Annotated in this window: 27 protein-coding genes, 1 pseudogene and 1 CRISPR repeat array (1 of these 29 cut by a window edge); of the genes and pseudogenes, 7 read left to right on the top strand and 21 right to left on the bottom strand. The window is 54.8% G+C overall.

Annotation, left to right across the window (positions count from 1 at the left end; genetic code table 11):
- Positions 1 to 6: 6 nt before the first annotated feature.
- A complete protein-coding gene (mutS, locus tag SBG_RS13005; RefSeq protein ID WP_001158200.1) occupies positions 7 to 2,574 on the top strand; it encodes a DNA mismatch repair protein MutS in 2,568 nt (855 codons plus the stop codon).
- 65 nt (positions 2,575 to 2,639) lie between these two features.
- Here mutS and SBG_RS13010 read toward each other — a convergent pair whose 3' ends face one another.
- Together SBG_RS13010 and SBG_RS13015 are read right to left on the bottom strand one after the other, a co-directional pair.
- Positions 2,640 to 3,020, bottom strand: a complete 381-nt coding sequence (locus SBG_RS13010; protein WP_000061108.1) for a DUF4440 domain-containing protein — start codon at positions 3,018 to 3,020, stop codon at positions 2,640 to 2,642.
- On the bottom strand, positions 3,017 to 4,225 hold the full coding sequence (locus SBG_RS13015) for an MFS transporter (protein ID WP_000222420.1): 1,209 nt from the start codon (positions 4,223 to 4,225) through the stop codon (positions 3,017 to 3,019). Before SBG_RS13015 ends, SBG_RS13010 begins: the two co-directional genes overlap by 4 nt.
- Before the next feature lie 87 nt (positions 4,226 to 4,312).
- Between SBG_RS13015 and SBG_RS13020 the strand changes: the two genes are divergently transcribed.
- On the top strand, positions 4,313 to 5,236 hold the full coding sequence (locus SBG_RS13020; protein ID WP_000216336.1) for a LysR family transcriptional regulator: 924 nt from the start codon (positions 4,313 to 4,315) through the stop codon (positions 5,234 to 5,236).
- A 38-nt stretch (positions 5,237 to 5,274) separates the two neighbouring features.
- Here the strand turns inward: SBG_RS13020 and SBG_RS13025 are convergent, their stop codons facing one another.
- From SBG_RS13025 to ltnD, 6 genes are read right to left on the bottom strand one after another with little or no spacing between them, the layout of a single operon-like run.
- Positions 5,275 to 6,771 (bottom strand): GntP family permease, encoded by a 1,497-nt coding sequence (locus SBG_RS13025; protein ID WP_000147252.1) that lies wholly within the window; start codon positions 6,769 to 6,771, stop codon positions 5,275 to 5,277.
- Complete coding sequence (gene denD, locus SBG_RS13030) at positions 6,768 to 7,718, bottom strand: D-erythronate dehydrogenase (protein ID WP_001165718.1); 951 nt, start codon at positions 7,716 to 7,718, stop codon at positions 6,768 to 6,770. The genes SBG_RS13025 and denD overlap by 4 nt, the downstream gene beginning before the upstream one ends.
- 39 nt (positions 7,719 to 7,757) lie before the next feature.
- Entirely contained in the window at positions 7,758 to 8,534 is a 777-nt protein-coding gene (locus SBG_RS13035) for an HPr family phosphocarrier protein (protein ID WP_001136895.1), read from the bottom strand.
- Positions 8,535 to 8,538: 4 nt separating this feature from the next.
- Entirely contained in the window at positions 8,539 to 9,177 is a 639-nt protein-coding gene (gene otnC, locus SBG_RS13040; RefSeq protein WP_001276359.1) for a 3-oxo-tetronate 4-phosphate decarboxylase, read from the bottom strand.
- On the bottom strand, positions 9,174 to 10,436 hold the full coding sequence (gene otnK / locus SBG_RS13045) for a 3-oxo-tetronate kinase (RefSeq protein ID WP_000912501.1): 1,263 nt from the start codon (positions 10,434 to 10,436) through the stop codon (positions 9,174 to 9,176). Before otnK ends, otnC begins: the two co-directional genes overlap by 4 nt.
- Complete coding sequence (gene ltnD, locus SBG_RS13050; RefSeq protein ID WP_024135101.1) at positions 10,430 to 11,353, bottom strand: L-threonate dehydrogenase; 924 nt, start codon at positions 11,351 to 11,353, stop codon at positions 10,430 to 10,432. Before ltnD ends, otnK begins: the two co-directional genes overlap by 7 nt.
- Before the next feature lie 192 nt (positions 11,354 to 11,545).
- Between ltnD and ygbI the strand changes: the two genes are divergently transcribed.
- Positions 11,546 to 12,310: a DNA-binding transcriptional repressor YgbI gene (ygbI, locus tag SBG_RS13055; protein ID WP_000613190.1), complete on the top strand. Its 765-nt coding sequence runs from the start codon at positions 11,546 to 11,548 to the stop codon at positions 12,308 to 12,310.
- 18 nt (positions 12,311 to 12,328) lie between these two features.
- Here ygbI and SBG_RS13060 read toward each other — a convergent pair whose 3' ends face one another.
- Positions 12,329 to 12,733, bottom strand: a complete 405-nt coding sequence (locus SBG_RS13060) for a MarR family winged helix-turn-helix transcriptional regulator (protein ID WP_000423340.1) — start codon at positions 12,731 to 12,733, stop codon at positions 12,329 to 12,331.
- Between the two features lie 169 nt (positions 12,734 to 12,902).
- Between SBG_RS13060 and SBG_RS13065 the strand changes: the two are divergent.
- The 3 genes and pseudogenes from SBG_RS13065 to SBG_RS13075 all read left to right on the top strand — a co-directional run bounded on the left by SBG_RS13065 (position 12,903) and on the right by SBG_RS13075 (position 15,169).
- Positions 12,903 to 13,495: pseudogene (locus SBG_RS13065) on the top strand (non-oxidative hydroxyarylic acid decarboxylases subunit B).
- On the top strand, positions 13,495 to 14,922 hold the full coding sequence (locus SBG_RS13070; RefSeq protein ID WP_000863231.1) for a non-oxidative hydroxyarylic acid decarboxylases subunit C: 1,428 nt from the start codon (positions 13,495 to 13,497) through the stop codon (positions 14,920 to 14,922). The pseudogene SBG_RS13065 and the gene SBG_RS13070 overlap by 1 nt, the downstream one beginning before the upstream one ends.
- A gap of 10 nt (positions 14,923 to 14,932) precedes the next feature.
- Positions 14,933 to 15,169 (top strand): non-oxidative hydroxyarylic acid decarboxylases subunit D, encoded by a 237-nt coding sequence (locus SBG_RS13075; RefSeq protein ID WP_000562972.1) that lies wholly within the window; start codon positions 14,933 to 14,935, stop codon positions 15,167 to 15,169.
- A 45-nt stretch (positions 15,170 to 15,214) separates the two neighbouring features.
- Here SBG_RS13075 and rpoS read toward each other — a convergent pair whose 3' ends face one another.
- The 12 genes from rpoS to cysD form a co-directional block, all read right to left on the bottom strand.
- Positions 15,215 to 16,207, bottom strand: coding sequence for an RNA polymerase sigma factor RpoS (gene rpoS, locus SBG_RS13080; RefSeq protein WP_000081498.1), 993 nt, complete (start codon positions 16,205 to 16,207; stop codon positions 15,215 to 15,217).
- A 62-nt stretch (positions 16,208 to 16,269) separates the two neighbouring features.
- Complete coding sequence (nlpD, locus tag SBG_RS13085; protein WP_001272618.1) at positions 16,270 to 17,403, bottom strand: murein hydrolase activator NlpD; 1,134 nt, start codon at positions 17,401 to 17,403, stop codon at positions 16,270 to 16,272.
- A 176-nt stretch (positions 17,404 to 17,579) separates the two neighbouring features.
- Complete coding sequence (locus SBG_RS13090) at positions 17,580 to 18,206, bottom strand: protein-L-isoaspartate(D-aspartate) O-methyltransferase (protein WP_000253541.1); 627 nt, start codon at positions 18,204 to 18,206, stop codon at positions 17,580 to 17,582.
- Positions 18,200 to 18,961, bottom strand: a complete 762-nt coding sequence (gene surE, locus SBG_RS13095; protein ID WP_001221542.1) for a 5'/3'-nucleotidase SurE — start codon at positions 18,959 to 18,961, stop codon at positions 18,200 to 18,202. Before surE ends, SBG_RS13090 begins: the two co-directional genes overlap by 7 nt.
- A complete protein-coding gene (gene truD, locus SBG_RS13100; protein ID WP_000134254.1) occupies positions 18,942 to 19,991 on the bottom strand; it encodes a tRNA pseudouridine(13) synthase TruD in 1,050 nt (349 codons plus the stop codon). The genes surE and truD overlap by 20 nt, the downstream gene beginning before the upstream one ends.
- Positions 19,988 to 20,467 (bottom strand): 2-C-methyl-D-erythritol 2,4-cyclodiphosphate synthase, encoded by a 480-nt coding sequence (gene ispF, locus SBG_RS13105; protein WP_001219254.1) that lies wholly within the window; start codon positions 20,465 to 20,467, stop codon positions 19,988 to 19,990. The genes truD and ispF overlap by 4 nt, the downstream gene beginning before the upstream one ends.
- Positions 20,467 to 21,177 (bottom strand): 2-C-methyl-D-erythritol 4-phosphate cytidylyltransferase, encoded by a 711-nt coding sequence (ispD, locus tag SBG_RS13110; protein ID WP_000741654.1) that lies wholly within the window; start codon positions 21,175 to 21,177, stop codon positions 20,467 to 20,469. Before ispD ends, ispF begins: the two co-directional genes overlap by 1 nt.
- A gap of 18 nt (positions 21,178 to 21,195) precedes the next feature.
- Positions 21,196 to 21,507 carry a cell division protein FtsB gene (gene ftsB / locus SBG_RS13115; protein WP_000517485.1) on the bottom strand — a complete coding sequence of 104 codons (312 nt, stop codon included), beginning with the start codon at positions 21,505 to 21,507 and terminating at the stop codon, positions 21,196 to 21,198.
- A gap of 190 nt (positions 21,508 to 21,697) precedes the next feature.
- Entirely contained in the window at positions 21,698 to 22,021 is a 324-nt protein-coding gene (locus SBG_RS13120) for a DUF3561 family protein (RefSeq protein WP_020845101.1), read from the bottom strand.
- 50 nt (positions 22,022 to 22,071) lie between these two features.
- The gene (gene cysC / locus SBG_RS13125; RefSeq protein ID WP_000046974.1) at positions 22,072 to 22,677 is read right to left on the bottom strand and encodes an adenylyl-sulfate kinase; all 606 of its coding nucleotides are present in this window, start codon (positions 22,675 to 22,677) and stop codon (positions 22,072 to 22,074) included.
- Entirely contained in the window at positions 22,664 to 24,103 is a 1,440-nt protein-coding gene (gene cysN, locus SBG_RS13130; protein WP_001098366.1) for a sulfate adenylyltransferase subunit CysN, read from the bottom strand. Before cysN ends, cysC begins: the two co-directional genes overlap by 14 nt.
- 9 nt (positions 24,104 to 24,112) lie before the next feature.
- Positions 24,113 to 25,021 (bottom strand): sulfate adenylyltransferase subunit CysD, encoded by a 909-nt coding sequence (cysD, locus tag SBG_RS13135; protein WP_000372380.1) that lies wholly within the window; start codon positions 25,019 to 25,021, stop codon positions 24,113 to 24,115.
- Between the two features lie 252 nt (positions 25,022 to 25,273).
- Between cysD and SBG_RS13140 the strand changes: the two genes are divergently transcribed.
- Positions 25,274 to 26,326, top strand: coding sequence for an aminopeptidase (locus SBG_RS13140; RefSeq protein ID WP_000490491.1), 1,053 nt, complete (start codon positions 25,274 to 25,276; stop codon positions 26,324 to 26,326).
- 202 nt (positions 26,327 to 26,528) lie between these two features.
- A CRISPR array of direct repeats spans positions 26,529 to 26,934; the repeat unit is 29 nt; unit sequence CGGTTTATCCCCGCTGGCGCGGGGAACAC; it runs 782 nt beyond the window's last position.

Genomic DNA, 26,934 nt, shown 5'->3' on the forward strand with positions numbered 1-26,934 from the left:
ATCACCATGCAAGAGTCTATCGACAAGGACCTTACCGCACACACCCCAATGATGCAGCAGTATCTCAAGCTGAAAGCCCAGCACCCGGAGATCCTGCTATTTTATCGTATGGGCGATTTTTACGAGCTTTTTTATGACGACGCAAAACGTGCGTCGCAGTTGCTCGATATTTCGTTGACCAAACGCGGCGCGTCAGCGGGTGAGCCTATTCCGATGGCGGGTATCCCGCATCATGCCGTAGAAAACTACCTCGCCAAACTGGTTAATCAGGGCGAATCCGTGGCCATTTGCGAGCAGATTGGCGACCCGGCCACCAGCAAAGGCCCTGTGGAACGTAAAGTTGTACGTATTGTTACGCCTGGCACCATCAGTGACGAAGCTCTGTTGCAAGAGCGTCAGGATAACCTGTTGGCAGCTATCTGGCAGGAGGGTAAAGGTTACGGTTACGCCACGCTGGATATCAGTTCTGGTCGCTTTCGCCTGAGCGAACCCGCTGACCGTGAAACGATGGCCGCTGAGCTGCAACGCACGAATCCTGCCGAACTATTGTATGCCGAAGATTTTGCCGAAATGGCGTTAATAGAAGGACGCCGGGGCTTACGCCGCCGTCCGTTATGGGAGTTTGAGATTGATACCGCCCGCCAGCAGTTAAATCTCCAGTTTGGTACACGGGATCTGGTGGGTTTCGGCGTCGAAAATGCCCCGCGTGGATTATGTGCGGCAGGCTGCCTGTTGCAGTACGTAAAAGACACCCAGCGCACTACCCTGCCGCATATTCGCTCCATTACGATGGAACGCCAGCAGGACAGCATTATTATGGATGCCGCAACCCGCCGTAATCTGGAAATTACTCAGAACCTGTCTGGCGGTGTAGAAAACACGCTGGCTGCGGTACTTGACTGCACGGTGACGCCAATGGGCAGCCGTATGCTTAAACGCTGGCTGCATATGCCGGTACGGAATACCGACATATTACGCGAACGCCAGCAGACCATCGGCGCCTTGCAGGACACCGTCAGCGAGTTGCAACCGGTACTGCGTCAGGTCGGCGATCTGGAGCGTATTCTTGCTCGTCTGGCGCTACGTACCGCCCGCCCGCGCGACCTTGCCCGGATGCGGCACGCCTTCCAGCAACTGCCGGAGTTACATGCTCAGCTTGAGACCATTGACAGCACGCCAGTGCAAACGCTGCGTAAAAAAATGGGGGAATTTTCTGAACTGCGCGATTTGCTGGAACGCGCCATTATTGATTCCCCGCCAGTACTGGTTCGTGACGGTGGGGTCATTGCGCCCGGCTATCACGCCGAGCTGGATGAATGGCGGGCACTGGCCGATGGCGCGACCGACTACCTTGACCGCCTTGAAATTCGCGAGCGCGAGCGTACCGGGCTGGATACGTTGAAAGTCGGCTACAACGCTGTGCATGGCTATTACATACAGATTAGCCGCGGTCAAAGCCACCTGGCACCCATCAATTATGTACGTCGTCAGACGCTGAAAAATGCTGAACGCTATATTATTCCGGAGCTAAAAGAGTACGAAGATAAGGTACTGACCTCCAAAGGCAAAGCGCTGGCGCTGGAAAAACAGTTGTATGACGAATTATTTGATCTGCTGCTACCGCATCTGGCGGATTTACAGCAGAGCGCGAATGCGCTGGCGGAACTGGATGTGCTGGTTAACCTGGCCGAACGCGCGTATACGCTGAACTACACCTGCCCGGTATTTACCGATAAGCCCGGCATTCGTATCACTGAAGGCCGCCACCCGGTGGTGGAACAGGTGCTCAACGAGCCATTTATCGCTAACCCGCTTAATCTATCGCCACAACGCCGTATGTTGATCATTACTGGCCCCAATATGGGCGGTAAAAGTACCTATATGCGGCAAACGGCACTGATCGCGCTACTGGCGTATATCGGCAGTTACGTACCGGCGCAGAGCGTGGAGATTGGCCCAATTGACCGTATTTTTACCCGTGTCGGGGCAGCGGATGATTTGGCCTCCGGGCGTTCAACCTTCATGGTTGAGATGACCGAAACGGCGAACATTCTGCATAACGCCACGGAAAATAGCCTGGTCCTGATGGATGAAATCGGGCGTGGCACCTCTACGTATGACGGGTTGTCGTTGGCCTGGGCCTGCGCGGAGAACCTTGCCAATAAGATCAAAGCGTTAACGCTTTTCGCTACCCACTACTTTGAGCTGACTCAGTTGCCAGAGAAAATGGAAGGCGTGGCTAACGTCCATCTTGATGCGCTGGAACACGGCGATACCATCGCTTTCATGCATAGCGTGCAGGACGGCGCAGCGAGTAAAAGCTACGGTCTGGCGGTCGCAGCGCTTGCAGGCGTTCCTAAAGAAGTGATCAAACGCGCGCGCCAAAAACTACGCGAGCTGGAAAGCATCTCGCCCAATGCGGCGGCAACGCAAGTGGACGGCACGCAGATGTCGTTGCTTACCGTCCCGGAAGAGACATCGCCTGCCGTAGAAGCACTGGAAAATCTCGATCCGGACTCCCTGACGCCACGTCAGGCGCTGGAGTGGATCTATCGACTGAAGAGTCTGGTGTAAACGTGTCAGGCCCGATAACGCAACGTTATCGGGCCTGCACCAGCGAAACACGGCTGAGAAATTTTTCAGGCTGCGACCATTGTTTCATGTAAATGGCGCCAGACTATCCGTTCTTTTTCTTTTTGTAGGATGACTGTCGACCAGCGTACCGTCTCTGCCTGGTCTGGTAGTTGCTGTCTCTCACAATAACGAAGCGCGGCGCCGTCTGGCCACTCCGCTACCACGTCAATATGTTCAACCACGATATTCAGCCCCGGCACGCACGCACGCTGCATCTGGAAAAAAGCGCACAGCGCCGGGTAATCCAGACAGGCTCCGCCTGGCGTTATCATGGTAAACGTAGTATCGAAATGCCGTATCAACTCCCCCAGATCGCCCGTTCCCTTGCTGAGCCAGTTCGCAATCGCCACATGGGTGCCAATAATTTCTTCTTTATAAAGACTCATGATCCTTCCTTTTTCAGATGCAAAAGCACATTTCTGTTGTTAAGACAGACCGCGTAAATCAGCGGCAACAAGGTGACACCAGCAGCGGCAACAAAGGTCCAGCGGTAAGCAGCCTCAGGCGACAAAGTGCGCTGAAGCCCATTTAACAGCAGTGTTAGCAGCGTCGCGCCAATAAAAAAACTGCACTGGCGATTAAGATTCCACAGCGCGCTGGCGTCCGGCATGTCCTGGCGAGCAATCGTCAGGAAGGCGCAACTCTGCGCAGTACTGCTGCATAAACTACCGCCCGCCCCCATCAGCGCGAATATCACTATCAATATAAGGTGGGATGCCGCAGGCGTAACGTTGGTTAAAAGCAGGATCCCGATAGCCTGAAGAAAACAGCCGACGATAATCAGCGGACGCGGCCCCAGATAATTGAAGTAACGCCCGGTAAACGTAATGGCGATAAATGACGCGATCGACCAGGGAAGCATCAGTGCCCCCGCTGCCGCGGGAGACAGTTGCGCAATACTCTGCAGATAAAACATCCCGACCACGCTAATACCAATGAACATCCCCGGTACACACAAATAAACGATCATGGCAAAACGCAGCAGGGTATCCGCCAGCAGCGGCAGATGAAGCAATCTTGTCGAGGCCATCGTCGTCGAATCGGCTTTAAGCCAAAGATAAGCAAGTAATAATGTGATCACGGCAACGGGCAACGTGGCGAAGAATACCCAACGCCAGCCGCACGTCTCTACCAGCAATCCGCCCACCGCAGGCGAACACGCCGGCGCCAGTAGCGCCACCATCATGACGGCCGATGACACCTTAGCGCGCTCATAAGGTTTAAACTGCTGCCAGGTTAACGCCTGCCCGACCGGGATCAATAATCCACCGCCTGCGCCCTGCACAATACGCCAGAAGACAAGCTCGTATAAGGAATCGGCAAAGCCTGCGGCAGCGGCGGCGATACTAAACAGGATGAGCGAAAGCATTATCAACCGGCGTGCGCCGAGATACCGTGAAAGCAACGCGCTAAATGGCACGATCAGCGTTAATCCCGCGATATAGCCATTACTCACCCATGCCAGCGCCGATATGGACGTATGTAGCTCAACGGACATCCCGGGAAAGGCCACGCTGGCGATAAACAGATTAATCAGATCAAGAAAAAAGCCGAGCAGGTAAACCACCGCCACCTTACTGCGATACGTCATTATTCATCCTCCGGTAGAGGCGCTAATGTAGCTGGCCGGAGAAAGTCAGATAAGTCCGCACTTCGACGATATACTGTCAAAATTATTTTGACAGTAAAGGGGCTTACCATGCTCAACCTGCAGCGTATATCGCTGTTTGTCGCCGTCGTGGAAAGTGGCAGCTTCACCGCCGCCGCCGCCGCATCAGGCCAAACCAAGGCGGTAGTAAGCGTTAATATTCGCCAGCTTGAAAATGAGCTTGGCGTAACGTTACTGCTACGCTCCACCCGACGATTGACGCTCACCGACGCTGGCGCTCTCTTTTATCAAAAGGGCGTGCAATTACTCAATGCGGCGAAAAATTTGCAGGATGAAGTGCGCGCCAGCCATCGCGGACTGGACGGCGAGCTACGCATTACTACTACGCCCGAGTTTGGCGAGCAGGTTGTGGTCCCGCTATTGGCGCAGTTTAGTCAGCGCCACCCCGAGCTACGTATTCGGCACCGGTCCTCATCGCATCATGCCGATTTAATTGCTGAACGCTTTGATGTGGCGATTCGGCTTGGCTCGCTGGCGGATTCCCGCTACCGCGCCACACTGATATCCCGTTTTACCATCTTGCCGGTCGCCTCGCCGCAGTGGATTGCCCACCACCCTATTTCGTCACCGGACGCGTTAGCCCGGGCGGAATGGATTATTCATGAGCGCTTACCCACGCCGCTACGCTGGCCATTAACGGATAATCATGGACAACCTTCACGCCTGGAGATAGGCAAAGCGGGCAGAATTTCGGCCGACAGCGCACGCGCTTTGATGGCTTTCGCACTCGCGGGTAGCGGCGTGGCGTTACTCCCCATCTGGTTAGTAAAAACAGCACTGGAGAAAGGAACGTTAGTCCACGTGTTACCCGACTACCATTTTCCCCGGCAAGGCATCTATGCCGTTTACCCGGACGCCCGCCATGTGTCGACAAAAGTACGCGTATTTATCGATTTTTTGCGTGCGCGGTGGGACGGTGGAGAAGATGGCTGATAATCGTTCTCGCCAGCCCGGGGGCTGGCGAGACTGTTTTAATCCTTCACCACCCGTTTCTCTTTAATCCCCTGCGCCTGCCAGCGAACCCACACCATAATGACCGCCAGCACAACAATCGGTAATAACGGGTCGAGCCAACTTCCACCAGAGCCGAACAGCAGGTTAAGCAGCGCGACGCCGGTACCGCCAATCGCCCAGGCGATAGTGGTAGGGACAGACCAGACCACCATCTGCTGTTTGACATCGGAAACGCCCATCATCCGGTTGACTACCCAGAACAGACTGTCGTTGAAATAGCCAAAGAATAGCGATCCCATGGTCGCAGCCTGCGCGGCGAGTAACATATTAATGCCGGGGATTTGTGCCAGGATCGGCGCGGAAATCGATGCGGCGGTGATCATCGCGACTGTGCCCGATCCCTGTACTAAGCGCACCAGCGTAGCGACGATAAACGGGATCAGGATCGGTGAGATCGGCAGGTTAGCGACCTGTTCAGCCAGATGCTGGCCAGCGCCGCTGTCGCGTAAAATAGCCCCCAGCGCACCGCCGGCTCCGGTAACCAACAGGATAATACCTGCGCTTTGCAACCCCTCTTCCAGACGTTCTGCGGTGGTATGCTTATCCATACGCGGCACCAGGGTGTAAACCGCTAACAGGACGCTGATGGCCAGTGCGATCACCGGACTACCGATGAAATTGATCCCTTGTACCACCGGATGCGTTGCCAGAGAGTCCCAGCCTTCGACCGTTGCGAGAGTGGAACAGATCGCTTTCAGGAAGATCAGTACGATCGGCACGACGATAGGCAGTAGCGACAGCGTCAGGCTCGGCAGATCCTTTTGCTCTTTTTCTTTGTTGTATTGCTCCAGCGCCGCGTTTACTTCGTCCGCATTAAGCGTGCGCGGCACAAAGTTGGGATAACGCTTATCCAGCCACTGGGCATAAAACACAATTCCAACAACGCAAGGCACCGCCAGCGCCATGCCGGTTAGCAGCATAGCGCCAATATCGACGTTAAAGATACCAGCCACGCCAAGCGGACCGGGCGTCGGCGGTACCGTATGATGAGTGACCACCAGTCCGCCGGCCAGCGCCACCCCCAGCGTCAGTAGCGAACGCTTACCGCTTTTCGCCAGCGCTTTAGCGACCGGATACAGAATCACAAACGCGGAATCGACGAAAATTGGGATACTGACGATGTAACCGGTGATCGCCAGCGCCCACTCTTCGCGACGTTTTCCCAGCCATTTGATAAAGCTCCAGGCGATCCGCTCCGCCGCGCCGGAGACTTCCAACAGGCGGCCCATCATGACGCCGAGCCCAATCACCAGCCCGATGCTGCCAAGCGTAGTGCCGAATCCGCTGGTGATTACCGAAAGGGTTTTATCAATGCCCATTCCGCCCATCAAACCGGCGATACAGGCCGCCGCCAGCATGGCGATCAGCGCGTGGACGCGGGTGCGTAACACCAGCCATACGAGGACAAATACGGCAACGATCAGGCCGATAATCGGGGTCGGTAAACCTGTCATGAGCTCGTCTCCATATCGTCTTGCCGAAAGCGTTCGATAATGTCATCAAAGGTATTATCAACGGTGAAACCCAGCGCCAGCGCACGTTGGTTATCGATACGTCCAGGCCAGGAGGCAACAATTCTCTCCACGCCTTCATCACGCTGATACGTTACCCGATCGCGCGCGGTCTGGCCGCCCGCCTTACGCAGCGCATCCAGCATCTCCCCCACGGTGACGCTGATCCCCGGCAGGTTAATGCCTTGCGCCTCGCCCGGTGTGGGTAAGGTTGCGGCAAGCAGCAGATTACGGATAACCGTCGCCGGGCTGGAAATCCACAAACGCAGATTCTCCGACACCGGGCATATCGTCGTCTCACCCTGTAAGGGTTCACGTATGATAGCGCTCACGAACGAGGAGGCGGCGCGATTGGGTTTGCCGGGGCGTACGCAGATGGTTGGCAGGCGCAGCGCCAGCCCGTCGACGTAGCCTTTGCGGGTATAGTCATTAACCAACAGTTCACAGGCAGCTTTTTGCGCGCCGTAGGACGAGCGCGGGGTAAGCGCGGTAGCGTCGGTAACGCAATCCGGCAGCGCACCGCCATAAACGGCCAGCGAGCTGGAGAAGACGAAACGAACGTTCTGCGTCTGCCGACGACAGGCCTCAAGCAGGTTGCGGGTCAGATCCAGATTAACCTGCCAGCCAAGATCGAAATCCTCTTCCGCGTGGCTGCTGACAATGGCGGCGAGGTGGTAAACAACGGAGGTTTTATCGGTAATCAGCGACTCAATGACGCCAGGCTGCGTTAAATCCGCTTCCAGGCAGCGCAGACGAGGCGAGTCTGATAACCGTGCAGGCATTTTCAAATCCACAAGAAGCAGTTCGTTAAACGCCAGCGATGAATTTAAAATGGCGTTCGCGAGTTTCTGGCCTAAAAAGCCGCCCCCGCCGGTAATAATAATCTGCATCCGGATGTCCTCTTTATTGTTGTGTAGGGTGTACCAGGATTAGCGCCAGGCGTTGAACCAGCCAAGCCCGTCCCGGGTGGTATTCCGTGGGTGATACTCACAGCCGATCCAGCCGCGATAACCGATGTCATCAAACAGGCGGAACAGCCACGGGTAGTTAATTTCGCCATCATCCGGTTCATGTCTATCGGGGAGAGAGGCGATTTGTACATGGGCATAGCGACCCGCGTACTCGCGGATCAGGTGCGTCAAATTGCCGTCCACTTTTTGTGCGTGGAAAGTATCAAGCTGAATAAAAATATTAGGCCGGTTAACCTCGCGGGCGATGTCCAGCGCCTGATACTGGCTGGAGAAGAGGTAGCCTGGTTTTATGCCGGGGCTGAGCGCTTCGATCAAAATACGTTTATCGTGCGCGGCAAAACGGTCGGCGGCGTAACGCAGGTTATTGATAAACGTGGCGCGAAAGTGGGCGGCGTCAGCACCGTCTGGCACCACGCCCGCCATGATGTGCACCTGCTCGCACTCCAGCGCAATCGCGTATTCCAGGGCCTGGTCGATATCGGCGCGCGCCTCCTGCTCGCGTCCTGGTAACGCAGCGCGCCCCCATTCGCCCGCCGCAATATCGCCCGCGGTGGTGTTAAACAGCGCCAGAGTCAAATGATGGTGCGACAGCCGGGCTTTAATTTCGCTGGCGGCAACGTCGTAGGGAAACAGAAATTCGACAGCCTGAAATCCGGCGTCAGCAGCGGCGGCAAAACGCTCGATAAACGGCACTTCGGTAAACATCATCGACAAATTGGCGGCAAAACGTGGCATCGGGTTATCTCCTTAACTGCGCAATTTCTTCGGCGGTTAAATAACGAATCGGGCGTTCGCCGAGGATAAAAATCAGCTTTGCCGTCTCTTCCAGCTCCTCGGTATTATTGGCGGCCTCCTGAAGATTCTCTCCGCATACCACCGGACCGTGGTTAGCCAGTAAAAATGCCTGATGATCGGCGGCTAAGGCGGCCAAATCTCGGGCGATACGTTCATCGCCCGGGCGATAGTAAGGAACCAACGGTATATTCCCCATACGCATCACCACGTAAGGTGTGAACGGGCGGATAACGTTGTGGGGATCCAGTCCTTCCAGACAGGAAAGCGCCGTTGACCAGCAGCTATGCAAATGCACTACGGCTTTGCAGCGTGGATTGTTGTGATACAGCGCAAGGTGAAAACGTACCTCTTTCGACGGTTTATCTCCGCTCAGCCATTCGCCCTGCTGGTTAACCTTTGACAGGCGCTGCGGATCGAGATTGCCGAGGCATGAGCCGGTGGGGGTCGCCAGAATGTTGCCATCCGGCAGTAACAGCGAGAGATTGCCTGCCGAGCCGGTGGCGTAGCCGCGCTGGAAAAACGAGGCGGCAATCGTCACCATCTCTTCACGCAGGGCCTGCTCTTCATGGATCGATGCGCTCATTGCGGGAACTCCTGTTGTGCGCGAGAGAAAAAGGCCTCATCGCCAAAATTGCCTGATTTGAGCGCCAGAGATATCGGCGCGTGGAGCGCATTCACCCACGGTACGCCGGGGGAAATCGATGGGCCAATATGAAAACCGCTAATCCCAAGACGTTGCGTCACCACGCCTGAGGTTTCACCTCCCGCCACGATAAATCGGCTGATGCCGCCCTCGGCTAATCGAGCGGTTAACAATGAAAAGAGCGCTTCTACTGCGTGGCTGGCTTCGGCTGCGCCATATTGCTGCTGGATAGCGGCCAGCGCCTGAGCTGGCGCGGTGGCGCTGACGAGCGGCGCAAGCTCGCTATCCTGATGGAATACCCACTGCACCAGCTCCCCGGCGTAGGCCTCGCGAGCGTCGGGTGACAGGCAGCGCGCCACGTCCACGTCATGTGTTGGCGCAAGCTGGCGATAATGTGCGACCTGGCGATTGGTCATTTGTGAGCACGAGCCCGAAAGGACGACGGTGCGTCCGGGCAGCGGGTAGGCTGCGGCGCAGGGGCGATGCGTGGCGCCGTCTGCCCACTGACGCGCCAGGCCGATCGCCAGACCGGAACCGCCGGTGACCAGCGGGGCATCACGCAAAACCTCGCCCTGGATTTCCAGATGTCGCTCATTGAGCGCGTCAAGTACCGCGTAACGATAGCCTTCCTGCTGCAGGCGAGAGAGCGCTGCACGGGTTGCTTCCACGCCGTCATCGAGCACCTGCGCCGGGATCACTCCACAGCGTCCCTGCGATTGTGCTTCCATCAGACGCGGTAGGTGACTGTCCATCATCGGGTTTATCGGGTGATGGCGCATACCCGACTCTGCCAGCAGTTGGTTCATTACAAACAGGTAGCCCTGATACACGGTGCGTCCGTTTACCGGCAACGCAGGAGAGATGACGGTAAACGAGGTATCCAGCGCCACCATTAACGCATCGGTGACCGGGCCGATATTGCCTTCGGCGGTGCTGTCAAAGGTGGAGCAATATTTAAAATAGAGTTGCTGGCAGCCCTGTTGTCGCAGCCACGCCAGCGCCGCCAGCGACTGTTTTATCGCCTCCTGCGGCGGGCAGGCGCGGGTTTTCAGGCTGATGACCACCGCATCGCAGCCTTCCGGTCGCTCGCCGGTTGGCACGTCATTCATCTGTACCGTGGGCATACCATTTTCGACCAGAAAGCTGGCGATATCAGTCGCGCCGGTAAAGTCATCGGCAATCACGCCAATTTTTAACATGATGGCTCCTCAGGCGTGACGCCGGGTAAAGTAATCCCCGAGAAAATTTTGATCACCGCGCTATCGTCCTCTTTGCCATAGCCGGCATTGCTGGCACTGGTAAACATCGTTAAGGCCGTAGAGGCCAGCGGCAAAGGAAAGCGCAGCGCTTTCGCGGTATCGGTTACCAGCGCTAAATCTTTGACGAAAATATCAACAGCGGAACGCGGGGTATAGTCGCCATCAACAACGTGCTGCATACGGTTCTCAAACATCCAGGAGTTGCCAGCGGCATGGGTGACGACGTCATACATTACGTCAAGCGGGATCCCGGCACGCGACGCCAGCGCCATCGCTTCGGCGGCGGCGGCAATATGCACGCCAGCCAGCAGTTGATGAATGATTTTGACCGTTGAGCCTGCGCCAGGCGTATCGCTGATGCGGTATACTTTGTCAGCAACAGCGTCCAGTACTGGCTGCAGGCGGGCAAATGCCGCTTCGCTTCCGGAGGCCATCACCGTCATCTCCCCCTGCGCCGCTTTCCCGGCACCGCCGGAAACCGGTGCATCCAGCATAAGGAGATCCAACGCTGCCAGCGCGGCGGCGATCTCCACGGCATCAGCGCTGGAAATCGTTGATGAGATCATTACCGCACTGCCGGGCTTCATTAACGACGCGATGCCCGTCTCGCCAAACAGCACTTGTTTGACCTGGGCGGCGTTGACCACCAGAATCACTACAGCGTCGAGGTTAGCGGCAAACTCCCTGGCGTTGGCTACCGCACCGCGCGCGCCGTCAGCGACCAGGCTGGCGCAGGCGTCTGAGTTAAGGTCGGCGCCCCAGGTGGCAAGCCCGGCTCGCAGACAAGAACGCGCAGCGCCCATGCCCATTGAGCCCAGCCCCACAATGCCGACATGAAAGTCCTGTCCCATTGTTATGCTCTCCATGTTAATTTTAGTGATATTATGTTTTGTATTGTGAATATAGGCGTTAATGTAAACAAATGCGGTGAGTTAATTCACAAAAAATAACAAAAGATGTTATTTTTTGTGAAGTGAATAGCAACAGAACACCATGCCTTAACACAGAAATCGCGTAAAATCGCGACAGGATAGATAAAGGAGCAGACGTTGATACCCACAGAGCGTCGACAAATTATTCTTGATATGGTGGCGGAGAAAGGCGTTGTCAGTATTGCCGAGCTGACAGACCGTATGCACGTATCGCACATGACCATTCGCCGTGATTTGCAGAAGCTGGAACAGCAAGGGGCCGTGGTGCAGGTTTCCGGCGGGGTGCAGTCTGCTACGCGCGTGGCGCATGAGCCTTCACACCAGCTCAAAACGGAACTGGCAACCCCACAAAAAGCGGCAATCGGTAAACTGGCGGCCAGTCTGGTTCAGCCAGAAAGCTGTATCTATCTTGATGCAGGCACCACCACACTGGCGATTGCGCAACATCTCGTCACAATGGATAAGCTGACGGTAGTGACCAATGATTTTGTCATCGCAGACTATCTGATGAATAACAGTGCTTGCACAATTATTCACACCGGCGGAGCGGTATGCCGGGAAAACCGCTCGTGTGTGGGGGAAGCGGCGGCAACGTTGTTACGCAGCTTAATGATTGATCAGGCTTTCATTTCCGCCTCGTCATGGAATGTGCGCGGTATATCGACGCCGGCAGAAGACAAAGTGACGGTGAAACGTGCCGTTGCCAGCGCCAGTCGACAAAAAATTCTGGTGTGCGACGCGACCAAATACGGCCAGGTCGCGACGTGGCTGGCGTTACCGTTGGCGGAATTCAACCAAATCGTCACCGATGACGGCTTGCCGGAAAGCGCAATTCGGGCGCTGGCCAAAGTGGATATCTCACTGCTGATGGCCAAAAAATAGCGAAGCGGCGCAAGCCGCTTACGTTATCATCTTGCGTACCAGTTGCGTAAACTGTTCGCGTTCTTCATCGCTCAATCGCCCCAAAAACTCATCGTCAACGCGATCCCCCAGTGGTATCGCGGCGGCGAGCAACGTTTGGCCCTGAACGGTGAGATAGACAAAACGCCGACGTTTATCCAGCGGATCGTTTTCTCGCTTTACCAGTCCACGATTTTCCATCCGGCTTAACATCTCCGCCAGCGTCGCTTTAGTGCTGACCGCCGCTTCGGTCAGATCGACCTGTTCAATACCTGGATGTTCAGCAATAACGCGCATCACCGCATATTGAGGTTTGGTGAGTTCCGGTAGTTCATGCTGCCAGCGTGCGGTATGTTGCTGAAAAAGTTGGCGTAACAGATGAAACGCGGTGTTTCGTAACTCCATGAGCACTCCGGATAAATTAACTTTTTCTATCATAACGACTTATGCACGGTTTTTTAATGACGAATGCTTTAGCTAAACGTGCGCAGGCGTCGGGAGGATCTTGCCGGAAAGGCCGTGTGGGCGTATTTTGATCAAAATGTTCGTATACGAACAATATTTGAGGTAAGAAATGAGATTGATTGTGGGGATGACCGGCGCGACTGGCGCGCCGCTTGGCGTCGAGCTACTCCAGGCATTGCGGGCGATACCTGATGTTGAAACGCATCTGGTGATGTCAAAGTGGGCGAAAACCACTATTGAACTGGAGACGCCCTACACGCCCGCTGAGGTAGCCGCCCTGGCGGATTATTGTCATAGCCCGGCCAATCAGGCGGCGACCATTTCCTCCGGCTCATTTCGTACCGACGGCATGATTATTATCCCCTGCAGTATGAAAACACTGGCGGGGGTTCGCGCCGGCTATGCCGAGGGGCTGGTGGGACGCGCTGCCGATGTCGTGTTGAAAGAGGGTCGCAAGCTGGTGCTGGTGCCGCGGGAAATGCCGCTCAGCACGATTCATCTGGAAAACATGCTTGCGCTTTCTCGTATGGGGGTGGCGATAGTGCCGCCCATGCCCGCGTTCTACAACCTGCCGCAAACCGTTGACGATATTATCCAGCATATCGTGGCGCGCGTTCTCGACCAGTTTGGTCTGGAGCATACGCGCGCGCGCCGCTGGCAAGGATGCGACAGGCAGCAAATTTTTCACAGGAGAATGGATAATGGCATTTGATGATTTGCGCAGCTTTTTACAGGCGCTGGACGACCAGGGGCAATTGCTGAAAATCAGCGAAGAAGTGAATGCGGAGCCGGATCTCGCCGCCGCTGCCAACGCAACGGGACGAATCGGCGACGGTGCGCCTGCGTTATGGTTTGACAATATTCGCGGCTTTACCGATGCCCGCGTGGCGATGAACACCATCGGTTCCTGGCAGAACCATGCCATCTCGTTAGGGCTACCGCCTAACACGCCGGTCAAAAAGCAAATCGATGAATTTATTCGCCGCTGGGACAATTTTCCGGTAGCGCCGGAACGCCGGGCGAATCCGGGCTGGGCGGAAAATACTGTCGACGGCGACGCGATCAATCTGTTTGATATCCTGCCGCTATTTCGCCTAAATGATGGCGATGGCGGATTCTATCTGGACAAAGCCTGCGTGGTGTCCCGCGATCCACTTGATCCCGATAACTTTGGCAAACAGAATGTCGGCATCTACCGCATGGAAGTCAAAGGCAAGCGTAAACTCGGTCTGCAACCAGTACCAATGCACGATATCGCGCTACACCTGCATAAAGCTGAAGAGCGAGGCGAAGATCTGCCGATTGCGATCACGCTCGGTAACGATCCGATCATTACCCTGATGGGGGCAACGCCGCTGAAATACGATCAGTCGGAGTACGAAATGGCGGGAGCGCTGCGTGAAAGCCCGTACCCGATCGCCACCGCGCCGCTGACCGGTTTTGATGTACCGTGGGGCTCGGAAGTAATCCTTGAAGGGGTGATCGAAAGCCGCAAACGCGAGATTGAAGGTCCGTTTGGCGAGTTCACCGGCCACTATTCCGGTGGGCGCAACATGACTGTGGTGCGTATCGATAAAGTTTCTTACCGCACGAAGCCGATTTTTGAATCGCTCTATCTGGGAATGCCGTGGACGGAAATCGACTACCTGATGGGCCCGGCGACCTGCGTACCGCTGTATCAGCAGCTGAAAGCGGAATTTCCGGAAGTGCAGGCGGTGAATGCCATGTACACCCACGGTCTGCTGGCCATTATTTCCACCAAAAAACGCTACGGCGGCTTTGCTCGCGCGGTGGGGCTACGGGCGATGACCACGCCGCACGGCCTGGGCTACGTGAAGATGGTGATTATGGTTGATGAAGACGTAGACCCGTTTAACCTGCCGCAGGTGATGTGGGCGCTGTCGTCGAAGGTTAACCCGGCAGGCGATTTAGTTCAGTTACCGAATATGTCGGTGCTCGAGTTGGATCCTGGCTCAAGCCCGGCAGGGATCACCGATAAGCTAATTATTGATGCTACGACGCCGGTTGCGCCGGATAACCGTGGGCACTACAGCCAGCCGGTTGTAGATTTACCGGAAACCAAAGCCTGGGCTGAAAAACTGACCGCCATGTTGGCCAACCGTAAGTAAGGAGTAACTGATGATTTGTCCACGTTGTGCCGATGAGCATATTGAAGTGATGGCGACTTCGCCGGTGAAAGGGATATGGACGGTACATCAATGTCAGCATTGTCTGTATACCTGGCGCGATACCGAACCGCTACGCCGCATCAGCCGCGAACACTATCCGCAAGCGTTTCGTATGACGCAAAAAGATATTGATAACGCGCCGATGGTACCTGGTATCCCGCCGCTGCTGGCGGAAGATAAACGCTAAGAAAAAGGCCAGTCGACAGACTGGCCTTTTTTTGACGAAAGGTACTTATTCGCGGAACAGCGCTTCGATATTCAGCCCCTGCGTCTGCAGTATTTCGCGCAGACGGCGCAGGCCTTCAACCTGAATCTGACGAACACGTTCGCGTGTAAGACCGATTTCACGGCCCACATCTTCCAGTGTCGCAGCTTCATAACCCAGCAGACCGAAACGGCGCGCCAGCACCTCACGCTGTTTGGCGTTCAGTTCGAACAGCCATTTGACGATGCTCTGTTTCATATCGTCATCTTGCGTGGTGTCTTCCGGACCGTTCTCTTTTTCATCGGCCAGGATGTCCAGCAACGCTTTTTCGGAATCACCGCCCAGCGGGGTGTCTACCGAAGTAATACGCTCATTAAGACGAAGCATACGGCTGACGTCATCAACGGGTTTATCCAGTTGCTCTGCAATTTCTTCCGCGCTCGGTTCGTGGTCCAGTTTATGCGACAACTCACGCGCGGTGCGCAGGTATACGTTCAGCTCTTTAACAATGTGAATCGGCAGGCGAATCGTACGGGTTTGGTTCATAATCGCCCGTTCGATTGTCTGGCGAATCCACCAGGTTGCGTATGTTGAGAAGCGGAACCCGCGCTCCGGGTCAAACTTCTCGACTGCACGGATAAGTCCCAGATTACCCTCTTCAATCAGGTCCAGCAACGCCAGTCCACGATTGCCATAACGGCGGGCAATTTTTACCACCAGACGCAGGTTACTCTCAATCATGCGACGGCGAGAAGCGACATCTCCACGCAGTGCGCGACGCGCAAAATAGACTTCTTCTTCGGCTGTTAACAGTGGTGAATACCCAATCTCACCAAGGTAAAGCTGAGTCGCGTCCAACACACGCTGTGTGGCCCCTTGCGATAACAGCTCTTCTTCAGCCAGGTCGTTATCACTGGGTTCCTCTTCACTCAAGGCTTTTTCATCAAAAGCCTCTACTCCGTTCTCATCAAATTCCGCGTCTTCATTTAAATCATGAACTTTCAGCGTATTCTGACTCATAAGGTGGCTCCTACCCGTGATCCCTTGACGGAACTAGCAAGTCAAAGCCTGGTTCCGCCGCTTTATCGCTGCGGTAAATAACGCAGCGGGTTTACGGATTTCCCCTTGTAACGAATTTCAAAATGCAAGCGTGTAGAGCTGGTGCCGGTGCTACCCATAGTAGCGATTTTTTGCCCCGCCTTAACTTCCTGTTGTTCCCGGACCAGCATCGTATCATTATGGGCGTAGGCGCTCAGGTAATCATCGTTATGTTTGATGATAATAAGATTACCGTAACCACGCAGTGCGTTACCGGCATACACCACGCGCCCATCTGCGGTCGCGACGATAGCCTGTCCCTTACTGCCTGCGATGTCGATCCCTTTATTGCCCCCTTCGGAAGCGCCAAAGTTTTCGATCACTTTGCCATCCGTCGGCCAGCGCCATGTAGAAATTGGCGCACTGGTTGACGTACTGCTGGCATTTGGTTCGGTCGTGCTTACCGTAGATGCCGTTACAGGCGCTGTGACAACTGTCCCAGCAGGCTTGTTGTTCGGCAACATTTTGTTAGCACTTTGTTCACCTGAGCTCTCAGAATACGTAATTGTTGGTTGAGACGCAACTGCAACGGTGGAATTTTGTGCAGGTTTGGTCACAACGCCTTGCTGAGCGGCATCCGCCTGGGTGATCGCATTTCCACCGGTAATTGGCGTACCGGATGCGTTGCCAACTTGCAGAGTTTGCCCCACATTCAGGCTATACGGGGCCGGAATGCTGTTTCGCTGGGCCAGATCGCGGAAATCGTTCCCGGTGATCCAGGCGATATAAAAAAGCGTATCGCCCTTTTTCACGGTGTACGTACTGCCCCCGGTATAGCTCCCTTTCGGAATATTCCCATACTGGCGATTGTACACAATTCGCCCGTTTTCCATGTGAACGGGCTGTTCCGCGACAGGCTGGGGTTGCGCAGGTTGCGTAACAGGGCGCTGAACAGGTTGAATTTGCGGCGCTTGTTGCGGTGTCTGCTGCGTCGTCGTTCCCATTTTTGGCGGCGGTGTGATCAACATTCCGGAATTCGTATTTGATGATGAACCACCGTCAACGGATGAAACCGGCGCCGGAGGGTTTGACGAACTGGAACAACCTGCCAGCCATAGTGAAACCAGTGATAGTGCCGCAATGCGACTAACGGTGAATTTAGGGCTTCCCGCGCTCATTTATCCCCCAGGAAAGAATTTGGTTAATAACCAGTGACGTAAAAACCGTGCAACGCATTAATTGAACACTGGAAAATGTGTTCACGATACGCTTAACCCACCGGGAATAACCAGGAAAACTCCGGGTATTCACTATCGGCGACATCAGGCGTAAGTGTGGATGTTTGCAGGGCAAACTAGGCCAGCTCCCCCTTGATTAGCGGGACGAAGCGAACGGCCTCCACGGTATCAATAATAAATTCGCCGCCCCGGCGACGCACGCGTTTCAAAAACTGCTGCTCATCGCCCACGGGCAGAACAAGAATGCCGCCTTCATCTAACTGCGCCATGAGCGCGGCAGGAATCTCCGGCGGCGCGGCCGTCACGATAATGGCATCAAACGGCGCACGCGCCTGCCAGCCTTGCCAGCCATCGCCGTGACGGGTAGAAACATTATGTAAATCGAGTTGTTTCAGGCGGCGACGCGCCTGCCATTGCAGCCCTTTAATCCGTTCAACTGAACAAACATGATGCACCAGATGCGCCAGAATCGCCGTCTGGTAGCCGGAACCAGTGCCAATTTCCAGCACCCGGGATTGCGGCGTCAGTTCAAGCAGTTCCGTCATTCGCGCTACCATATAGGGCTGCGAAATCGTCTGCCCCTGACCTATCGGCAAAGCGATATTTTCCCAGGCTTTATGTTCAAACGCTTCATCAATAAATTTCTCGCGCGGCACCGCGGCAAGCGCGTCCAGCACCAGCTCATCTCTGATGCCCTGCGCACGTAATTGTTCAAGAAGAGCCTGTACACGTCCACTTACCATTGCGTGCCAACTCCCACGCTGTCTAACCAGTCTGCAACCACATCATGCGCACTGTGCGCGGTTAAATCTACATGCAACGGCGTAACGGAGACATAGCCTTCATCCACCGCCGCGAAATCGGTATCCGGTCCGGCGTCGTATTTATCGCCCGGCGGACCAATCCAGTACAGAGTATTACCGCGCGGATCTTCCTGCGGGATCACTTTATCCGCCGGATGCCGGCTACCGCAACGGGTCACGCGAATGCCTTTAATCTGCGCCAGCGGCAGATCCGGGACATTCACGTTGAGAATGCGCCCGGTACGCAACGGCTCCCGGCTTAATCCTCGCAAAAGCGCACAAGTCACGACCGCCGCCGTATCATAATGCTGATAGCCATTAAGGGAGACCGCTAACGCCGGAAAGCCCAGATGACGGCCTTCCATCGCCGCGGCCACCGTGCCGGAATAGATCACATCATCGCCCAGATTGGGACCCGCGTTAATACCGGAAACGACAATATCCGGACGCGGACGCATTAAGGCATTAACGCCCAGATAGACACAATCGGTCGGCGTCCCCATCTGTACCGCGATATCGCCATTATCAAAGGTAAAAGTACGAAGCGAAGATTCCAGTGTCAGGGAATTAGACGCGCCGCTGCGGTTACGATCCGGGGCTACGACCTGTACATCAGCAAACTCACGCAGCGCTTTCGCCAGCGTTTGTATACCGGGCGCGTGAACCCCGTCATCGTTACTCAGCAATATGCGCATAATCACCCACTGTGTTGATCAATTCCCTTACTACGCTGGTGGCAAAGCTGCCTGCGGGCAACCAGAAACGTAACTCAACGGTAACGTCATCCCACCAGTTCCAGCTCAATTGTTGCGGATAAAGCAGCATCGCTCTGCGCGACGCCTCAACTTTTTCGCGCAACAGCAGCGATTGCAGCACAGTTTCCTGAGCAATAGCGTCCTGCTCAAACGCCAGCGCCTCCCGCTGTGTTCCCCACTCTCCACTGCCAGGTAGCGACGCCGTAATCATCAGCGCTTTTTCGTCTACCCGGCGCTGCAATTCAGGCAGCTCTTCAGATGTCGCGACAAACCAACTTCCACGCCCGGCTAATTGTAGCGCATCGCCGTCAACAACTTGATTAAAGTCTGGTTTTGTCAGCCGCTGGTGAACAATTTGATTAAACAACGCGCTACGCGCCGCCGACAACCAAAAACTGCGTTTATTGCGATCGCGCACCGGCGCGTCACTTTGCGCCCAGCGCAGCGCACCCTGCAGGTTGTTACCGCCAATGCCGAAACGCTGCGCACCAAAATAATTCGGCACGCCGCCGTCGCGAATTGCCTGCAATCGTGTTTCGACATCGCGGCGATCGCTTATTTCGCGCAACACCAGCGTAAAGGCGTTGCCTTTCAGTGCGCCTAAACGCAGCTTACGCTTGTGACGCGCGTATTCCAGCACTTTGCAACCTTCCAGTTGAAACGCGCTAAAATCGGGCATCTCTTTACCCGGCACGCGCGCGCACAGCCACTGCTCGGTAACCGCGTGTTTATCTTTTTGCCCGGCGAAACTGATTTCGCGAGCATGTATTTTCAGAAACTTTGCCAGCGCGTCTGCGACAAAACGGGTATTGCAGCCGTTTTTCAAAATACGCACCAGAATATGCTCGCCTTCACCATCCGGCGTGAAGCCCAGATCTTCAACCACCACAAAATCTTCCGGATTGGCTTTTAGCAATCCGCTACCTTGTGGTTTTCCGTGCAGCCAGGTGAGATTATCAAACTCTGTCATTTCGCTGCCTTCATCAGCAGCGCGACCGCTTCACAGGCAATTCCTTCGCCGCGCCCGGTAAAGCCGAGTTTTTCCGTCGTCGTCGCCTTCACGTTAACATCATCCATATGGCAGCCGAGATCTTCTGCGATAAATACACGCATTTGTGGGATATGCGGCAGCATTTTCGGCGCCTGCGCAATAATGGTGACATCCACATTACCGAGGGTATATCCCTTTGCCTGAATACGGCGCCAGGCTTCGCGCAGCAGTTCGCGACTATCGGCTCCCTTAAAGGCCGGATCGGTATCCGGAAAGAGTTTACCGATATCGCCGAGCGCCGCGGCACCCAGCAGCGCATCGGTCAACGCATGTAGCGCCACGTCGCCGTCTGAATGCGCCAGTAACCCTTTTTCATACGGGATGCGTACCCCGCCAATAATAACGGGACCTTCTCCGCCAAAAGCGTGTACGTCAAAACCGTGTCCAATTCGCATTATGCTTTCTCCTGGTGGATGGTTCGGGTCAGATAAAATTCCGCCAGAGCCAGATCTTCCGGACGGGTGACCTTGATGTTATCCGCGCGGCCTTCAATCAATGCGGGGTGAAAACCGCAATATTCCAGCGCTGATGCCTCATCGGTAATGGTCGCGCCTTCATTCAGCGCTCGGGTCAGACAGTCGTGCAAAAGCTCGCGAGGGAAAAACTGCGGCGTGAGCGCATGCCATAAGTCGCCGCGCTCTACGGTATGGGCAATGACGCTTTTCCCTGGTTCTCCGCGTTTCATGGTGTCGCGTACCGGGCTTGCGAGAATGCCGCCGACCCGGTTGTTTGCGCTGATAGCCAGCAGCCGCGACAAATCATCCTGATGTAAACAGGGTCTTGCGGCGTCATGCACCAACACCCACTGCGCCTCTGCGACGGCCTGTAAACCGGCCAGAACGGAATCAGCACGCTCATTGCCGCCATCCACTACCGTGATTTGCGGATGATTCGCCAGTGGAAGTTGAGCAAACCGAGTATCGCCGGGACTGATGGCGATCACAACGCGTGTCACCCGGGGATGCGCCAACAGCGCATGAACCGAGTGCTCCAGAATGGTTTTATTACCGATTGAGAGATACTGTTTAGGACATTCTGTTTGCATTCGGCGGCCAAAGCCGGCAGCCGGCACCACGGCGCAAACGTCCAATAAAGTGGCTGCCATGTCAAATCCCTGGGTGGTTTATCGATTATTTTGCCCCGCCGTTTGTGCGCGTTTAGAGGCGTCGGGCACCAGACGATAGAAGGTTTCGCCGGGTTTGGTCATACTAAGTTCGTTACGCGCGCGCTCTTCAATCGCCTCCTGCCCGCCATTGAGATCGTCAATTTCGGCAAAAAGTTGATCGTTACGCGCTTTAAGTTTGGCGTTTGTCGCCTGCTGCGCGACCACATCATCGTTGACGCGGCTATAGTCATGTATGCCGTTCTTACCGAACCACAGCGAATACTGTAGCCAGACCAGTAAAGTCAGCAACAGCAGCGTTAGTTTACCCATCCTGCCCCCTGAAAAGCGGCATCATCATCCCATAACGTCCTCTGTGACGCCACATTGAGGCCGGGATTGCCGCGACAACGGCGGCAAATGTACCACATTTGCCCGGTGTAACGTATACCCGAGTAAGGAGAACATAATCTCATTGTTGGTTACGGTTTGAATTATGCGCGGAGACGCGGCGATAACCGCCCTACCCTAATAGCCATATAAATAACACGCCGAACAACGCGCCTACTGCCACCAGAGTAAACATCATACTAAAAAGTAATTTGCCTTTTACCAGTAGATGTAACGCAATACCGATAATCACCGATACCGGCATTAAGGCAAGGAAAAAGGGCCAGGTATAGAGGAAGAAAAATAGCGTGTTAGGGCCATAAAGCAGAAAGGGGATCCCCAACGCCAGTAGCCATGACACAAAGCCGACCACCGCCCCCGGTAATGAACTGGTAGCGTCGTCGTCGACGATGAAAGCGTCTGACCTTGTGAAAGTAATGTTATGGCTATTACGCATATCAAATCCTGTAACCTGGACCATACCGGGCATACAAGCCCGGTGATGTCTTAGGATCTGATAATATCGCGCTGTCTCAGCAGATCTAATAATTGGGAAACCAAATTTGTTACTAATTGTTCACCATTCAGGTGGATCTGTGGCGATTCAGGCGCTTCGTAAATGGCATCGATGCCGGTAAAGTGACGCAATTCGCCTGCTCTCGCTTTCTTATACAGCCCTTTAGGATCGCGCTGTTCACAGATCGCCAGCGGCGTATCGACATAAATTTCGATAAAACGATCGTTGCCGACGCGTTCCTGCACCAGCTGCCGCTCGGCGCGGTGGGGAGAAATAAACGCCGTCAGTACAATCAGCCCGGCATCCGCCATCAGACTGGCCACTTCTCCCACCCGCCGGACATTCTCTTTACGATCGGCATCGCTAAAGCCTAAATCACGACACAAGCCGTGGCGCACATTGTCGCCATCCAACAGGTAGGTACTGACGCCACGTTGATGTAACGCTTCTTCCAGCGCGCCGGCAACGGTCGATTTTCCCGAACCGGATAGCCCGGTAAACCACAGCACCACGCCACGGTGGCCGTGAAGCTTTTCACGGGCAGCCACAGTAACCGGATGGGAGTGCCAGACGACGTTCTCATCATGCTGCGCCATGCTTATCTCCCGACAAATCGCGGGCATCCCAGTGCGGGAAATAGCGGCGTACCAGCGCATTCAGCTCCAGCTCAAACGCGCTATACTTCTCTGGCGGCGTAACGTTGCCCTCGACGGCTTCCCGCACCATGCCTGCGCCCACGGTGACGTTAGAGAGTCGGTCGATAAAAATGAGCCCCCCCGTCACCGGGTTCTGCTGATAAACGTCCAGCGCGAGCGGTTCATCGAATGTCATCTCTACCAGACCAATCCCATTCAACGGCAGGCTCTCAACATCCCGTTGGGTTAGATGATTGATATCGATTTGATAGCGGATATTATCGATACGCGCGCGGGTCTTCTTGCCGGCGAGTTTAACGTCGTAACTTTGGCCTGGCGTCAACGGCTGTTCCGCCATCCACACCACGTCAATCGCCGCGCGCTGCACAGGAGTTAGTGTCTCGGTTGCCGCCAACAGCAGATCGCCACGGCTGATATCAATTTCGTTGTTAAGTACCAGGGTGATGGCTTCGCCCGCATACGCGTCGTCTTTATCGCCGTCAAAGGTGACGATACGCGCCACGCTAGACACCACGCCGGACGGCAGCACTTTGATGCGTTGCCCTACCCTGACGCAGCCGGACGCCAGCGTACCGGCATACCCCCGAAAGTCGAGGTTCGGACGATTGACATATTGCACCGGAAAACGCATCGGCTGGCGGTCTGCCACACGCTGTATGTCCACCGTTTCCAGGACTTCCAGTAGCGTCGGACCGCTGTACCAGCGCATAGCCGCACTTTGTACGGCGATATTATCCCCTTCCAGCGCAGAAAGCGGTACAAAGCGAATGTCCAGATTGCCCGGCAGCTGTTCTGCAAAGGTAAGATAGTCTTCGCGAATCCGCGCAAAGGCCTCTTCGCGGTAGTCTACGAGATCCATTTTGTTGATTGCCACCACCAGGTGTTTAATTCCCAGTAGCGTGGAGATAAAACTGTGGCGACGCGTCTGATCCAGCACGCCCTTACGCGCGTCTATCAGCAGGATCGCCAGATCGCAGGTGGACGCCCCCGTCGCCATATTACGGGTATATTGTTCATGCCCTGGCGTGTCGGCAATAATAAATTTTCGTTTTTCAGTGGAGAAATAGCGGTACGCCACATCAATAGTAATGCCCTGCTCACGCTCAGCCTGCAGACCGTCGACCAGCAACGCCAGATCGAGTTTTTCGCCTTGTGTGCCATGGCGTTTACTATCATTATGCAGCGAAGAGAGCTGATCTTCGTAAATTTGCCGGGTATCATGCAATAAACGGCCTATCAACGTACTTTTACCATCATCAACGCTGCCGCAGGTTAAAAAGCGCAGCAGGCTTTTATGCTGCTGAGCAATCATCCAGGCTTCGACGCCGCCTTCATCGGCGATTTGTTGTGCAAGTGTAGTGTTCATGGCGGCTCCTTAGAAATATCCCTGACGTTTTTTGAGCTCCATAGAGCCCGCCTGATCGCGGTCAATCACCCGACCCTGGCGCTCGCTGGTCGTTGACACCAGCATCTCTTCAATAATCTCCGGCAGCGTTTGCGCGTGGGATTCTACCGCGCCGGTGAGCGGCCAGCAGCCGAGCGTACGAAAGCGCACCATTCTTTTTTGGATAACCTCGCCAGGCTGAAGATCGATACGGTCGTCATCCACCATTATTAACATGCCGTCACGTTCCAGAACCGGACGTTCAGCAGCCAGATACAGCGGCACGATGTCAATGTTTTCCAGCCAGATGTATTGCCAGATATCCTGTTCCGTCCAGTTAGAGAGAGGAAAGACGCGTATGCTTTCGCCTTTGTTAATCAGACCGTTATAGTTGCGCCACAGTTCAGGACGCTGGTTTTTCGGGTCCCAGCGATGGAAGCGATCACGAAAGGAGTAGATGCGCTCTTTCGCGCGGGATTTTTCCTCATCGCGCCGGGCGCCGCCAAACGCGGCGTCAAAACCGTATTTATTCAGCGCCTGCTTTAACCCTTCGGTTTTCATAATGTCGGTATGTTTAGCACTACCATGAACGAACGGGTTGATGCCCATCGCGACCCCTTCCGGATTTTTATGTACCAGTAGCTCGCAGCCATAAGCCTTCGCGGTACGGTCGCGAAAAGCGTACATCTCACGAAATTTCCAGCCGGTATCAACGTGCAGTAACGGGAAAGGCAACGACCCCGGATAAAACGCCTTGCGTGCCAGATGCAGCATAACGCTGGAATCCTTACCTATAGAGTACAGCATGACCGGATTGGCGAATTCCGCCGCTACTTCACGGATAATGTGGATGCTTTCCGCCTCCAGTTGCCGCAGGTGAGTAAGTCGTTTTTGATCCATAACCGTTCCTTTGCAATACCGCTTTTTCGCTAAACATTTCGATTAAACGACTATAGGGAGCGCAGGGGAGCGAATGAAATGACGAATTGGAATGAGTAGTTCCTCAAAGGAATAACGAGGCCAAAAAAGCCAATATCAAAAAGTGCTTAACCTATCTACTTTTCGGGTATTTAGGAGCAAATGAAATTGTGTTAGTACAATCGCGGTTTCATACTAACCGGGTAAAATTTTGTGCTGTATTAAGGACTCATTATGTTTTCCGCAACGCGCCGCTTTACCGCTATTCTGGCGCTCGGCGTAAGCGCTGTTCTCCCGGCTCTGGCGGCATCCCCCAAACCCGGTGAAATGGCGAACATTCAGGCACGACATATCGCCACCTTTTTTCCCGGAAGAATGACCGGTTCACCCGCCGAGATGCTATCTGCCGACTATTTACGCCAACAATTTTCCCAAATGGGCTATCAAAGCGATATTCGAACATTTAATAGCCGATTTATTTATACCACGAAGGATAATCGTAAAAACTGGCACAACGTGACGGGCAGTACGGTTATCGCCGCGCATGAAGGGAACGTGCCGCAACAGATCATTATTATGGCGCATCTGGACACCTACGCTCCGCAGAGCGACGCTGATGTCGATGCCAATCTGGGCGGTTTAACGTTACAAGGAATAGATGACGATGCCGTGGGATTAGGCGTTATGCTGGAACTGGCGGCGCGTCTGAAAGATATACCGACGCATTATGGAATTCGTTTTATCGCGACCAGCGGAGAAGAAGAGGGAAAACTGGGCGCGGAAAACGTACTCCAAAGAATGAGTGCCACCGAGAAGAAAAATACGCTACTGGTGATTAATCTCGATAATCTGGTTGTTGGCGACAAGCTCTATTTTAATAGCGGGAAAAACACACCGGAAGCGGTGCGTACGCTGACCCGGGATCGGGCATTAGCCATCGCGCGTCAACATGGTATCGCCGCCAGCACGAATCCGGGACTCAATCCGGCGTATCCTAAAGGAACTGGCTGCTGTAATGATGCGGAAGTTTTCGATGACGCCGGGATTTCTGTGCTTTCCGTTGAAGCGACGAACTGGAGTCTGGGTAAAAAAGATGGATACCAGCAAAGAGCGAAAAATGCCTCTTTTCCGGATGGCAATAGCTGGCACAATGTACGGCTGGATAATCAACAGCATATCGATAAAGCCTTACCTGGGCGAATTGAGCGCCGTAGCCGCGACGTGGTGCGGATAATGCTGCCACTGGTAAAAGAGTTGGCAAAGGCGGCGCCCATCCAACCCAAATAGTCATACTGGCGCGGGACGTATCTGCGCCCCGCAGTATATAAAGAGATATTTCAGCAATACGGACGGCAGCCATGATTATGGTCCATCGTGTTGTCTTATTGACAGATAGTCAATTTCACCACTCCACGTGTCAGAACATCCAGTAAAAGCCCCGCTGGCGCGGGGAACACGCTGGTATTGGTACTATGGTGGGAGGTCATTGCGGTTTATCCCCGCTGGCGCGGGGAACACTCTGATAATTCAGGGAAATTCGTCATTCTGACCGGTTTATCCCCTCTGGCGCGGGGAACACCTACCCTAAATCTTTGCCAATCTCTCCATACGCGGTTTATCCCCGCTGGCGCGGGGAACACTGATATCCATTGACACCCCTCCGTATTGAATTCGGTTTATCCCCGCTGGCGCGGGGAACACTGGATAATCGTCCAGGCCTCAGACGGGTAGTGCGGTTTATCCCCGCTGGCGCGGGGAACACGGCGCGAATTGATTTAAACGGCAACTGGATTCCGGTTTATCCCCGCTGGCGCGGGGAACACTTGGCTGGAATGGGGGCCGATGGCAACCTGTACGGTTTATCCCCGCTGCCGCGGGGAACACCTAGAATGCAC

The organism is Salmonella bongori NCTC 12419, from assembly GCF_000252995.1.
In the GTDB taxonomy this organism is placed as follows: Bacteria; Pseudomonadota; Gammaproteobacteria; order Enterobacterales; family Enterobacteriaceae; genus Salmonella; species Salmonella bongori.